General features: G+C 63.4%; 13 protein-coding genes and 2 pseudogenes. 10 read left to right on the top strand and 5 right to left on the bottom strand.

All coding sequences use genetic code 11. From position 1 onward, the window contains the following. Positions 1-355, bottom strand: a pseudogene (locus JT360_RS33830) (hypothetical protein); the annotation flags it as partial. A 115-nt stretch (positions 356-470) separates the two neighbouring features. Here JT360_RS33830 and JT360_RS29185 point away from each other — a divergent pair. From JT360_RS29185 to JT360_RS29150, 8 genes and pseudogenes are all read left to right on the top strand, one after another. Then, the gene (locus JT360_RS29185; protein ID WP_214476221.1) at positions 471-1,349 is read left to right on the top strand and encodes a methylated-DNA--[protein]-cysteine S-methyltransferase; all 879 of its coding nucleotides are present in this window, start codon (positions 471-473) and stop codon (positions 1,347-1,349) included. 222 nt (positions 1,350-1,571) lie between these two features. Then, complete coding sequence (locus tag JT360_RS29180; protein WP_214476219.1) at positions 1,572-2,042, top strand: hypothetical protein; 471 nt, start codon at positions 1,572-1,574, stop codon at positions 2,040-2,042. A 92-nt stretch (positions 2,043-2,134) separates the two neighbouring features. Then, on the top strand, positions 2,135-2,455 hold the full coding sequence (locus tag JT360_RS29175) for a hypothetical protein (protein WP_250889154.1): 321 nt from the start codon (positions 2,135-2,137) through the stop codon (positions 2,453-2,455). Beyond that, positions 2,422-2,940 (top strand): annotated as a pseudogene (locus JT360_RS29170) (hypothetical protein). The gene JT360_RS29175 and the pseudogene JT360_RS29170 overlap by 34 nt, the downstream one beginning before the upstream one ends. Beyond that, entirely contained in the window at positions 2,915-3,397 is a 483-nt protein-coding gene (locus JT360_RS29165) for a hypothetical protein (protein ID WP_214476215.1), read from the top strand. The pseudogene JT360_RS29170 and the gene JT360_RS29165 overlap by 26 nt, the downstream one beginning before the upstream one ends. A 152-nt stretch (positions 3,398-3,549) precedes the next feature. Next, positions 3,550-4,455 carry a ribokinase gene (locus JT360_RS29160; protein ID WP_214476214.1) on the top strand — a complete coding sequence of 302 codons (906 nt, stop codon included), beginning with the start codon at positions 3,550-3,552 and terminating at the stop codon, positions 4,453-4,455. A 1-nt stretch (position 4,456) separates the two neighbouring features. Continuing rightward, complete coding sequence (locus JT360_RS29155; RefSeq protein WP_214476212.1) at positions 4,457-5,902, top strand: amidase; 1,446 nt, start codon at positions 4,457-4,459, stop codon at positions 5,900-5,902. Between the two features lie 107 nt (positions 5,903-6,009). Next, positions 6,010-6,624: a LysE family translocator gene (locus tag JT360_RS29150; RefSeq protein WP_214476210.1), complete on the top strand. Its 615-nt coding sequence runs from the start codon at positions 6,010-6,012 to the stop codon at positions 6,622-6,624. Positions 6,625-6,792: 168 nt separating this feature from the next. On the opposite strand, the gene JT360_RS29145 is transcribed toward JT360_RS29150, so the two are convergent. Further along, positions 6,793-7,734: a nucleoside hydrolase gene (locus JT360_RS29145; RefSeq protein ID WP_214476207.1), complete on the bottom strand. Its 942-nt coding sequence runs from the start codon at positions 7,732-7,734 to the stop codon at positions 6,793-6,795. 303 nt (positions 7,735-8,037) lie between these two features. Between JT360_RS29145 and JT360_RS29140 the strand changes: the two genes are divergently transcribed. Then, positions 8,038-8,463: an Hsp20 family protein gene (locus JT360_RS29140; protein WP_013893014.1), complete on the top strand. Its 426-nt coding sequence runs from the start codon at positions 8,038-8,040 to the stop codon at positions 8,461-8,463. A gap of 76 nt (positions 8,464-8,539) precedes the next feature. Continuing rightward, entirely contained in the window at positions 8,540-8,794 is a 255-nt protein-coding gene (locus JT360_RS29135; RefSeq protein ID WP_214476206.1) for a BQ00720 family protein, read from the top strand. A gap of 67 nt (positions 8,795-8,861) precedes the next feature. Here JT360_RS29135 and ptsN read toward each other — a convergent pair whose 3' ends face one another. From ptsN to rpoN, 3 genes are all read right to left on the bottom strand, one after another. Then, entirely contained in the window at positions 8,862-9,326 is a 465-nt protein-coding gene (gene ptsN, locus JT360_RS29130; protein WP_010911486.1) for a PTS IIA-like nitrogen regulatory protein PtsN, read from the bottom strand. 57 nt (positions 9,327-9,383) lie between these two features. Next, positions 9,384-9,968 (bottom strand): ribosome hibernation-promoting factor, HPF/YfiA family, encoded by a 585-nt coding sequence (gene hpf / locus JT360_RS29125; RefSeq protein WP_214476204.1) that lies wholly within the window; start codon positions 9,966-9,968, stop codon positions 9,384-9,386. 265 nt (positions 9,969-10,233) lie between these two features. Next, a complete protein-coding gene (rpoN, locus tag JT360_RS29120; protein ID WP_214476202.1) occupies positions 10,234-11,760 on the bottom strand; it encodes an RNA polymerase factor sigma-54 in 1,527 nt (508 codons plus the stop codon). Positions 11,761-11,870 lie beyond the last annotated feature (110 nt).

The raw sequence follows: 11,870 nt of genomic DNA, 5'->3' as shown, positions 1-11,870 counted from the left end.
GGCGGCCGCCTCCACAGGACCTCCCTGGTTTTCGTGGGGGTGCACCGGCAGCAGCCAGCGCACCTAGACTCACATGGTGAACGAAGGCTAGAGCAATTCCAGGAAAAGGTGTGAACGGTTTTCCGCCCGGAATTGCGTCAAAACAAAGAGTTAGAGCAGTTCGCCGTTTCCGTGAAACGGTGAACTGCTCTAGGTCAAGCCCGCAGCCAGATGCAGCACGATCGCGCCGGGATTTCTCGAGCGTCTTTGCCCTGATCGCCAGGCCGATGCCGAGATTATCGTCGACCTTGAGCGCCTTGCCGTAGAGGGTCAAGGTCTCTTTTGCCCCGCTCAGATGCACCTTCTCCCCAGCCATCAGCGACTCCTCGGCTCGAAACGCGAATCTATCTGGGCTTGCGCCGCAGGAAGGCAAGTTTCGGGTGGCGATCGGCGCCCCGAGGGGCGATATTCCTGGCCAAGGAGACGGTTCGATGAGCACACAGACAGCAGTCCTCAAGAAGGATATCACGCCGCAGGGCAGCGATTATGAGATCGTGCGCCGCGCCATCGAGAAGATCAGCCTCGACTACCGCGACCAGCCATCGCTCGAGGAACTTGCGGAAGAGGTCGGCGAGACGCCGACCGGCCTGCAAAAACTTTTCACCCGCTGGGCAGGCCTGTCGCCAAAAGCGTTCCTGCAGGCGGTGACGCTCGACCATGCGCGCCGGCTGCTCGATTCTGGCATGCCGCTGCTCGAAACCTCGTTCGAACTGGGCATGTCGGGTCCCGGCCGGCTGCATGACCTGTTCGTCACCCACGAGGCGATGTCGCCGGGCGACTACAAGACGCGCGGCGCCGGGCTCACCATCCGCTACGGCTACCATCCCTCGCCATTCGGCACCGCGTTGATCATGGCCACCGATCGCGGGCTTGCCGGCCTTGCCTTCAGCGATCCCGGCGAGGAGCGCGCCGCCTTCACCGACATGTCCAGCCGCTGGCCGAACGCCATCTATGTCGAGGACATGGCCGCGACGGGGCCTTATGCCGTACGGATCTTCGATCCGACGCTGTGGCGCCCCGATCAGCCGCTGCATGTCGTCATGATCGGCACCGACTTCCAGGTTCGCGTCTGGGAGGCGCTGCTCCAGATTCCGATGGGCAAGGCCCGCACCTATTCCTCGATCGCCGCCAGCATTGGCGCGCCAAGCGCCAGCCGCGCGGTCGGTGCCGCCAACGGCGCCAACCCGCTCTCTTTCGTGGTGCCATGCCATCGCGCCATCGGTAAGTCCGGCGACCTCACCGGCTACCACTGGGGCCTGACCCGCAAGCGCGCCATCCTGGGTTGGGAGGCGGGGCAGATTTCGTCCTGAAATGTCGAGTTTTCTATTTCTGCTGAAGAAATGTGTGAATATTCGTTTCAGAAAGTATTCGTACGATTTCTTGGTCAGAATTTCTGGATACAACCAGGGACAACCATCGGTTTCTTCATGGCTGTTATTGCTCCATGATATTTAAGTTTACGCTAAATTAACCACGATAAAGCGATGGTGACTCCTATTAATTCGGGCGATCCGACTTAATAGGAGGTCCCTATGAAGTGGTTACGCACCAGTTTTGGTGCAGCCTTGCTGGCCGCGTGCCTGGATCAGGCCGCAATGGCCACAACGCAGAATGTGATTTTCAATGGCACGGTGACCGCGACCTGCACGCTTGTTGTCGCCACCAACGGCACGATGATGGTGAGCCCCGACCTTCAGTCGCTGAGCTCGCACAACAGCGGCGGCTCCGCGGGAACGGTCACGCTCACCACCACGGGAGGCGTGGCGCTCAGCGTCGATCCGGTGACCACCACCACCGCCCCGGCGGCCGACGCCACGGCCACCACATGGACGCCGACCTATTCGGCCAGCGGCGCCCACACGATCGTCGAAACAGGCTCCGCCACCAATCTGACCGTTCCGGGCGCCTCGCTCGTTTCGGTCAATCTCGCCGGCACCAAGGGCGGCAGCAACCGCTTCGCCTCCGGAAATTATCAGGCGACGGTGACGCTGCGCTGCGAATAGCCCTCGGGAAGGAGGCCTCCGTGACACTTTTTGGAACCCTGGCGGCGGCACTGGCCGTCGGCCTGATCCCTGTTGCCGCCAGCGCTCAGTCGATGTCGCCGATGCGAGGTGAGGTCAACAGCTTCACCGACGCCTTCGCCGTCCGCGTTTTCCCCGCCAATCCCTACGACCAGAAGATCAAGGTCGAAATCCATGTCTATGACCAGGACTTTCAGCCGGTGGACGCCAGGATCTCTCCCGGTGTCTTTCAGCTCGCTTCCCAAGCTTCCCGTCCTGTCCTTGTGGTCGTGCCCTTCGGCGGCGCCGCCGAGCGTAAAGTGCGTATCTGTACCGAGAGCATTCCCTTTCCCAATCAACAGACGCAGATAAAGGCACAGATATGCGGAAAGTTTTTTGGGCACCGCAAGTCCTGACAATCGCGCTTGCGGCGATGTCGACGGGGATCTCGCCGGTTCTCGCCGAGGACGTCTATAATCTCAATCAGAATGAGAGCGGTTTCAACCTGCCCGGTGTGACCTTGCCTCAGGGCCAGGACGAGGTGCACGCTTCCGATGGCACCACCTGCCGTTCCGCGGTATCGGGCAGCGGCGCTTATTTCGACCTCGGCGTCATCAGAGGCAACAACCGATCGAACAATGACGTCGCCACCTACGGCCGCGTGGTGATCCCGATCGGGCGCACGCCCAAGCGCGTCGATTGCAGCCGCCTCTATGAGCTTGAGGTCGAGCGCCTGCAGCTGGAGCTGAAACTCCTCAAGATGGGCCTCAATGTCGACGGCGGCCAGACGGGGAGCGTGGCCGCAGCTTCAGCTCCCGCATCCGCCTCACCCGGATGAGCCAACGAAGGCTGGAGCATCAGGACCGGAATTGGCGATGGCAAGAAAAAGAAGAGGAAATAATCGCGCGCTGCTTGCGATGGCAGCGCTTGCCGGCTTCTGTCTTCCGGCGCAAGCGGCGATCATCAGCACCTGCACGATCATGGTCGGCGCGTCCGGAACGATGACCGCAAATCCCAGCATCGGGGTACTGAGCTCCAGACAGGCAGGCGGGTCGAGCGCCAGCGTCACCGTCGTGGCAAGCTCGCTCCTGTGCTCCGTGCTCAATCTGCTGGACTGTTATTCCGTCTCGGCGCCGGCGCCCGCCGCATTCTCCTCCGCGCCGAGCGGTGGCGGCACCAACGTGACCTTCGCCTCGGTCTTCCGCCTCGATGGCTCGGGGGCCGACAACAACGGAAGCGTGCCGCAAAGGGTCGGCAACGGCACCCATGCCATCCAGGTCGACCTTACCGCGACCAAATCGGCGGGCATCTTTCCTACCGGCAGCTATCAGGGCACGGTCACAATACGCTGCGAATAGGCCATGATACGACAAATCGAGCTGGACCATTCGCGTGGTCTGGCAAGCCGCGGCCTTACAGGTTAGCTTCCCGCGCGAATGGGCGAGGGTGCGTTCGCCGGATGGCTAAGGACGCTCCCGCACCTTGAATTCGTGCAGGCAGGAGGCCTTGTTTGATAATCGTCATCGGCTCGATCAACCTCGACCTTATCGCCAATGTCGACCGCTTGCCGAGTCCCGGCGAAACTGTGAGCGGCTCCGGCTTCGTTACCGCGCCCGGCGGCAAGGGTGCCAACCAGGCGCTGGCAGCCGCGCGCGCCGGCGCCTCGGTGCGCATGGTGGGCGCTGTCGGCAAGGACAGCTTCGCCGCCGAGGCGTTGGCGTTGCTGCGCGACGGCAAGGTCGACCTGTCCGGTGTCGCCGAGACCTTTGCCTCGACCGGTACGGCGCTGATCATGGTCGGCGACGACGGCGAGAACATCATTGCCGTCGTGTCGGGCGCCAATGCCTCGGTCCTGCCCGGCGACCTCGCCAAGGCCCTTCTGGAAAAAGGCGATGTCGTGCTGCTGCAGCACGAGATCCCGCTTGCGACCGTCGATGCCGCACTCGACCAGGTAAGGGCGGCAGGTGCCATCACCGTGCTCAACACCGCGCCCTTCCAGAGCGACGCGGCGGCCTTCCTCGGCAAGGCCGACTACGTCGTCGCCAACGAGACGGAGTTCGACCTCTACGGCGAGGCACTGGCGCTGAGCGGCCGCGACCGTGCAGCGCGCATGCGCGACTTCGCGGCGAAAACCGGCCGCACCATCGTCGTCACGCTCGGCGGCGACGGCGTCATGGCGGCAACACCGACCGATTTCCTGACCATTCCGGCAATGAAGATCACGCCTGTCGACACGGTCGGCGCCGGCGACACCTTCTGCGGTTATTTCGCCGCCGGCCTGTCGTCCGGCCTCGCGCTCGACAAGGCACTGGAGCGCGCCGGTGTGGCCGGCTCGCTGGCCTGCCTGAAGCCCGGCGCCCAGCCGGCAATCCCACAGGCCGCCGATGTCGACAAGGCATTAAAGGAAAAGCGCTGAGATGATGCGCCCCCGCACCAAGCACGCCATACCACCGGCCGGCGATATCTGCCGCCTGACCGCTGTCGAACTGGCCGACGCGATCCGCCGCAAGACGCTTTCCGTGCGCGAGGTGGTGATGGCCTTCCTCGACCGCATCGAGGCGGTCAATCCGTTGGTCAACGCCATCGTCTCGTTGCGCGATCGCAACGACATCCTGCGCGAGGCCGACGCCGCCGATAGCCGGCAGGCGAGCGAAGCCGGGACGCTCTTCGGCCTGCCGATCGCCATCAAGGACCTTGCCTCGACCACAGGGCTCAGGACCTCCTTCGGCTCGCCGATCTTTGCCGATTTCGTGCCGCAGGAAGATGATTTCTTCGTCGAACGCATCCGCGACGCCGGCGCCATCATCATCGGCAAGACCAATGTCCCGGAATTCGGCCTCGGCTCCAACACCTACAACAATGTCTTCGGGCCGACGCTCAACGCCTTCGATCCGGCACTCGCCGCCGGCGGCTCAAGCGGCGGTGCGGCGGTGGCGCTGGCGCTCGACATGGTGCCCGTCGCCGACGGCAGCGACTTCGGCGGCTCGCTGCGCAACCCGGCCGCCTGGAACAATGTCTACGGTTTCCGGCCGTCGCAGGGACTTGTTCCCGGCGGGCCGGATATCGAGGTCTTTCATGCGCAGATGGGGGTCGAGGGGCCGATGGGCCGCAACGTCGCCGACATGGCGCTGCTGCTCGACGTGCAGGCGGGCTATCACCCGCATGCGCCCTTATCCTATGACAAGCCGGGTTCGTTCCTCGAGGGACTTGGAATAGCCGCCGCCGGCGGGCGCGTCGCCTGGTTCGGCGACCTCGGCGGACATCTGCCGGTCGAACCGGGCATCCTCGAGCTGTGCGAGGCCGCGCTGAGCCGGTTTGCCGCTGCTTCCTTCCTGACCGAGCCCTTGCTGCCGGATTTCGACTTCGAAGCGCTGTGGCAAGCCTTCGTGACGCTGCGCCAGGCCAGCAGTGGCTGTGCCCTCAAAATCCACTACGACGACCCCGCGAAGCGCGGCTTGCTGAAGCCGGAAGCCATCTGGGAGGTGGAAAACGCGATGCGGCTTACGGCGCCGCAGATCCGCGCCGCCTCGGTCATCCGCACCTCCTGGCATCGCACGCTGCTGTCGATCTTCGATCGTTTCGATCTCATCGCGCTGCCGACCGCGCAGGTCTTTCCCTTCGATGTTCGCACCCACTGGCCACATGAGGTCGCCGGACGAGCGATGGACAGCTATCATCGCTGGATGCAGGTTTCCGCCCTCGCCACGCTGGGCGGCTGTCCGGCGGTCAACGTGCCTGTCGGCTTCGACGACAGGGGCCGGCCGATGGGCATGCAGCTGATCGGCCGGCCGCGCGGGGACCTCGCGGTGCTGAGGGCGGCGGCAGCCTATGAGGCGACATTGCCCTGGCAGGCGGGCGCTTGAAGCCGGCGCATCGGCACAGCGCTTCGCGCACGGCTTGCGCAGAGATTGTTGCCATGCATTGATTATCCCGTTCGCGCCGCATCGGCGGCATTCCAAGGGAAAAATCCATGTCGCTGGAACTCTACGCCGCCTATGTCCTCGCCTGCATCGTCATCATCCTGGTGCCCGGCCCGACGGTCACGCTGATCATCGCCAACAGCATCCGCCATGGCTCACGCGCCGGTCTCGCCAATGTCGCCGGCACGCAGGCCGGCCTTGCCATCATGATCGCCATCGTCGGCATCGGCCTCAACACGCTGATCTCGGGCATGGGCCACTGGTTCGAATGGGTCAGGCTGATCGGCGCCGCCTACCTGATCTGGATGGGCGTGCAGATGTTCCGTTCCAAGGGCGCGCTGAATGCCGACGGCACGGCGCGGAAGCCGCGCGGCGGCTTTTTCCTGCAGGGCCTGCTGGTGGCGCTCAGCAATCCCAAGACGCTGGTGTTCTTCGGCGCTTTCTTCCCGCAGTTCATCGCACCGCAAGGCAACTATTCGCTGCAGATCGTCGTCATGGGCCTCACCGCCATGATCTTCGCGGCCATGTCGGATTCGACCTATGCGCTCGCCGCCAGCCGCGCCGGGCGTCTGCTGTCGGCCAGCCGCATCAAGCTCATGTCGAGGATCAGCGGCAGCTTCCTGGTCGGCGGCGGCCTGTGGCTGGCGTTTTCTCGGTCGAAGTGAGGCGCCCCTTGCCTTCTCCCCTTTGTGGGAGAAGGTGGATCGGCGCGCAGCGCCGAGACGGTTGAGGGGTGTTCCAGCGGAGTGAGACGTTTGCGTTCCCTGGAACACCCCTCATCCGTCGCCTTCGGCGACACCTTCTCCCGCAAGGGGAGAAGGCCAAAAGTGGCCCTAAAGCCGCCCCAGCCTTTCCACCAGCAGCGCGAAGAAGCCGTCGTGATCGATGTCGCGTATCACCATGGCGTTCTTTTCCCGCTTGGTCACGCCCCACCAGTCGATCACGGTCATGCCCATGGTCAGTTCCGAGGCGGTTTCCACGCTGACGTTGCAGTTGCGGCCCCTGAACAGCTCCGGCTTCAACAGATAGGCGATGACGCAGGGGTCGTGCAGCGGCCCGCCGTCGGTGCCGTATTTGCCCTCGTCGTAGCGCTCGAAGAACTCCAGCATCTCGGCGGCCGCGATGCCGACCTTGGTGCCGAGCGCGCGGAAGGCTTGGATGCGCTTGGCGGTGGTCAGCGCCTTGTGGGTGACGTCGAGCGGCATCATCACGATCGGGATGCCTGACTTGAACACCAGATCGGCGGCCTGCGGATCGACATAGATGTTGAATTCGGCCGCCGGGGTGACGTTGCCGCCCTCGAAGAAGCCACCGCCCATCAGCACGATTTCCTTGATGCGCGGCGCGATCCGCGGCTCGCGGATCAGTGCCAGCGCGATGTTGGTGAGCGGCCCGAGCGGGCAGAGCGTGATGGTGCCGCTCTCTTCCTTCATCAGCGTCTCGACGATGAAGTCGACCGCATACTGCTCCTGCAGCTTCATGGTCGGCTCGGGCAATTGCGGGCCGTTGAGACCGGTCTTGCCGTGCACTTCCTCGGCGGTGACCAGTTCGCGCGCCAGAGGACGGATGGCTCCTGCATAGACCTTGATATCGGGCCGGCCGGCCAGTTCGCAGATCTTGCGGGCATTCTTTTCGGTAAGCTTCAGCGGCACGTTGCCGGCAACGGCTGATATGCCGACTATATCCAGCTCGCTGCTGCCAAGCGCCAGCAGAATGGCGACGGCGTCGTCCTGGCCGGGGTCGGTGTCGATGATGATCTTGCGTGGTTGAGGCATTTCAATTCCTTGTTTAGCTGGCCGTGAACTCACCGGGCAGATCGCACGCCGCAAGGACGCCAAACCGGCTGCAAACTGCCGAACCGCTCGACCGGGGAACGATCCCGGCCCAGCGCTTCTCCTTGCATCCGCGCATCGTTTCAAGCGCCATGTCGATTATTCCTGTGAGTCCACGGCCGGGTCTTTTTGGGCGGGTCTTTTGACGGCTTGAACTTGGTCGTGGGGCGGACCATATCAAGAGCATCGGGAAAAATGCCATCTGGGTTTTTCCAGTTTATGTCGCTCTTGAGAGGACAGTGTAACATGAGCCGAATGACGCCTTTCTCCAGCCCGCTTCTCCTGGGCTTCGACGCCATGGAAAAGACCTTGGAACGTCTGGCGAAATCCGGTGACAGCTACCCTCCCTATAACATCGAGCGCCTCAGCGGCGCCGACGGCAAGGCCGAAAGGCTGCGCATCACGCTCGCCGTCGCCGGTTTCGCCGAAAGCGATCTCGATGTGACAACGGAGGAAAACCAGCTGGTCGTGCGCGGCCGTCAGACTGACGATACCGAGCGCGAATTCCTTCATCGCGGTATAGCCGCGCGCCAGTTCCAGCGCTGTTTCGTGCTGGCCGACGGCATGCGGGTGATCGCGGCGGAGCTGAAGAACGGTCTTTTGTCGATCGACCTCGATCGGCCGGAGTCCGAACGGCTGGTACGGAAAATAAACATATCGGTGAAAGACTGATCTTTACCGATGGCTCTCATGCGGGATGGCCTATTGCCCCGGAAAGGGCGGCGTCCTTGCGCCAAGGAGGCTTGAAATGACCAGAACTGAAAATATCACCATGAGCAATGGCGAGTTCGCCCATCTCGGCGAGGGCTCCGTCGCTTATCTGCGCAAGGTCTCGAGCGATGAACTGCTCGGCCGCTTCCCCAACATCGGTGAAATCGCGCCCGGCCTGGAGCTGTGGGCTTTGTTTGCCGCCAACGGCCAGCCGATCCTGCTTTCCGATGCGCGTGACCGCGCACTGGCCGGCGCCATGGAAAACGATCTGACCACCGTCGCCATTCATTAAGGGCGATCGGCAGGCTGAACGAAAAGGGCCGTCAGGGCCCTTGGGGCGATTAGCTTAAAAAGATGCTTCAGGCCGCGTGCGAGGCCTGCGTGTCCGACAAAAGCGCGTGGATAGCCGTGGCATCGCGCGTGCCCCTGATCTTGGCCACCGTGTCGGCATCGCGCAGCACGCGCGCGATGCGCGACAGCGCCTTCAGATGATCGGCGCCCGCGCCTTCCGGCGCCAGCAGCAGAAACACCAGATCGACAGGCTGGTCGTCCAGCGACTCGAAATCGACCGGCGTCTCCAGCCGGGCGAAAACGCCGGCAATGCGCTTCACGCCGGCGAGCTTGCCGTGCGGAATGGCGATGCCATTGCCGACGCCGGTCGAACCCAGCCGCTCGCGCTGCAGGATGGTATCGAACACTTCCCTCTCCGGAATGCCCGAAATCGCTGCTGCCCGTTCGGACAGCAGTTGCAGAAGCTGCTTCTTGGAGTTCGCCTTCAACGCCGGCAAAATCGCCGGAACGCTGATAAGATCGCTCAGATCCATGCTTGAAATCCCTTGTTCGCCTGCCGTAACCAGTCCCCACCCCTCGTGCGGCTGGCTTTATCCCTGTGCGACCTTGGTCGTGGACGGGTCGATCCAGCCAATGTTTCCGTCGGGCCGGCGATAGACGATATTGAGATGGTCGGTTCCGGCGTTGCGGAAAACGAACACCGGACTGTCCTTGGTATCGAGTTCGATGACCGCCGAGGCCACCGACATAGTCTTCAGCGTCATGGTCGATTCGGCGATGATGGCGGGCGCGAAATCCTCGGCGATCTCCTCTTCATCATCGGCAAGCGGCGCCATCACCGTATAGGCGATGTCGGTCAACTCGCCGTTGCCGCCGCCCGAATTGTGCGATTTGAGGCGGCGCTTGTAGCGCCGAAGCCGGGTCTCCAGCCGATCGGCGGCGGCCTCGAAGGCGAGCGTCGGATCCTGGGCATCGCCGGTGGCCTGCAGCGAAGCGCCGGAATCCAGCCGGATCATGCAATCCGCCGAATAGCGCGAGCCCGATTTGATGACCGTGACGTGTCCCGCAAAGCCACGATCGAAATATTTGCCGATCGCTTCGCCGACACGATCGTTGATGCGTGTGCGGAACGCATCGCCGATGTCCATGTGTTTTCCCGATATGCGCAGATTCATCTGAAAACTGACCTTCCTTGCTCAGGCTTCAAACTGGCCCGAGTTTATACTCGTGATCCGTGCGCACAAGCTTTGCGGCGTCACTCGCGCCGATTTAAATCCGAACTTTCCGGTTGATCACAAGCCGCCTTTTTGACCGTCCCGAGGCCATTGTCGTGACGGACCATCCGCTAGCGGGCATCGGGCCCGTCTCATGCGGGCGGGCTTCTAGCCACTTCACCGCAGCTTGTCAATGAAGCTCGAAAGTTGTGGAAAATCGCAAGTGCTAGCGGCCGGCGCTTGCCAGCGCCCGCTTCTCGCGCCGGCGCTGCACCGAAGATGGAATATTCATGCCTTCCCGGTACTTGGCGACCGTGCGCCGGGCGATATCGACGCCGCTATCCCTGAGCATGTCGACGATCGCATCGTCCGACAGCACATCGACAGGTTTCTCCTCGTCGATCAGTTGCTTGATGCGGTCACGCACCGCTTCCGAGGAATGCGCGTCGCCGCCGCCCGATGACGCGATCGAGGCGGTGAAGAAATAGCGCAGCTCGAACACGCCGCGCGGGGTCAGCATGTATTTGTTCGCGGTGACGCGGCTGACGGTCGATTCGTGCATGCCGATGGCGTCGGCCACCGTGCGCAGGTTGAGCGGCTTCAGATGGCGCACGCCATGGACCAGGAACGCATCCTGCTGGCGCACGATTTCAGAGGCCACCTTGAGGATCGTCTTTGCCCGCTGGTCGAGGCTGCGCGTCAGCCAGTTGGCGTTTTGCAGGCACTCGGCCAGAAAATCCTTTTCCGCCTGGTTCTTCGCGTGCGGCGAGACCTGGGCGAAATAGATATGGTCGACCAGCACGCGCGGCAGCGTTTCGGCATTGAGCTCGACGGTCCAGCTGCCGTCATTGGCCGCACGCACCTCGACATCGGCGACGACGGCGTCGCTGGCGCCGCCCGAAAACGCCATGCCCGGGCGCGGATCGAGTGCCCGGATCTCGGCCAGCATGTCGAGCAAATCCTCTTCGTCGACGCCGCAGATCCGCTTCAGCGCCTGGAAATCGCGCCGCGCCAGAAGCTCCAGATTGGCCACCAGCGCCTTCATCGCCGGATCGAGGCGGTCGCGCACGGCAAGCTGCAGCGACAGGCATTCGGCAAGATCGCGGGCGAACAGGCCGGCCGGCTCGAAGGTCTGGCACACCGCCAGCACCTTGGCCACGGCCGCAACGACGGTGCCCAGACGCGTGGCGATCTCGGTGAAATCGGCGCGCACATAGCCGGTCTCGTCCAGAGCATCGGCGAGTTCCCCGGCGATCAGCCGCGCCGCGGGATCAGCGAAGGCGAGTGCGACCTGCTCGCCGACATGGTCGCGCAACGTGATGGCGCTCGCCGCCATGTCGCCGGCGTCCAGCCCCTCGGACGAGGAGCCGCCGCCGCTGCCCGAAGCCGACTTCCATTGCGCCGTCAGGTCGGGCCCGAGCCGCTCGCTGGTGCCGGGATCGTCGGGGAACAGGTTCTCCAGCGACGTATCGAGTTTTTCCGAGATCGCCTCCGCGCTCCACCCCGCCTCGTTCTCGAACCAGTCGCCCTCGACGGCTGCTTGCGGCTCCGCTTCGGTCTTCTGCGCATGGTCGCTCGCGGCGTCATCCTGCGGCTCGGCACGCTCCAAAAGCGGGTTGCGCTCGATCTCCTCGTCGATGAAGTGCTCGAGTTCGACATGGGTGAACTGCAGCAGCCGAATCGACTGCATCAGCTGCGGCGTCATCACCAGCGACTGCGATTGTCGAAGCTGTAGTTTCGCCGCCAACGCCATGGTTCGGTTTCAAACGCCTCCTCTACGCGTCCGGGCTTCCGGAATGAATTTCGCGGCCGGCCATAGAAACTGGCCCGGCTTTTGCCTGTCAAGGCAAAGCTAGCAAAAGT

It is taken from the genome of Mesorhizobium sp. dw_380, from assembly GCF_018588885.1.
In the GTDB taxonomy this organism is placed as follows: domain Bacteria; phylum Pseudomonadota; class Alphaproteobacteria; order Rhizobiales; family Rhizobiaceae; genus Mesorhizobium.
Note: the sequence above shows the minus strand (reverse complement) of the source record. Positions and strands in the feature narration are given on the sequence as shown.